A 478-nucleotide genomic window follows, 5' to 3' on the forward strand; every position below is an offset into this window, starting at 1 on the left:
GACCTGTGGCCGGACCCGTCGTCGTTCCGGCCGGAGCGCTTCCTCGACGCGAGCGACCGGCCGACCGGCTACCTCCCGTTCGGCCAGGGACCGCGCCTGTGCATCGGGCGTGAGTTCGCCCTCGGCGAGATGGTCCTGGTGCTGAGCCGGCTGCTGGCGACGCACCGGGTGAGCGTGCCGCCCGGCTGGACACGCCCCCACCCGGAGGCCCAGGTGGCCGTGCACCCGCGCGGCGGCATGCGGCTGGTGGTCACCCGTGTCGGCGGTGGGTCGCGATGACCCCCATCCTGCTGACGGTCGTGCTGGCCGTCGTCCTGGCGGTGGCTCTGCTGCTGGCGGGTCGCTTCCTCGCCGACCTGCGCCCGGTGCCCCGTGGCGTGCTGTCGCGCGGCGGAGCCGCCGTGTCGGTGGTCGTCCCGGCCCGCAACGAGGCCGCCACGATCGGGGTCCTGCTCGGCTCCCTGCGACATCTCCACAC

General features: G+C 75.1%; 2 protein-coding genes. Both read left to right on the plus strand.

Translation table 11 applies throughout. The features are described 5' to 3' along the window. Window positions 1–279: cytochrome P450 (locus K9U41_RS23125; protein WP_282643179.1), on the plus strand; the 279-nt coding region annotated here is incomplete at its 5' end. Continuing rightward, the coding region (locus tag K9U41_RS23130; protein WP_432715855.1) for a hypothetical protein at window positions 276–478 on the plus strand (203 nt) is incomplete at its 3' end. The genes K9U41_RS23125 and K9U41_RS23130, both read left to right, overlap by 4 nt.

Source organism: Xanthobacter autotrophicus (assembly GCF_029991245.1).
Lineage (GTDB): Bacteria > Pseudomonadota > Alphaproteobacteria > Rhizobiales > Xanthobacteraceae > Xanthobacter > Xanthobacter autotrophicus_C.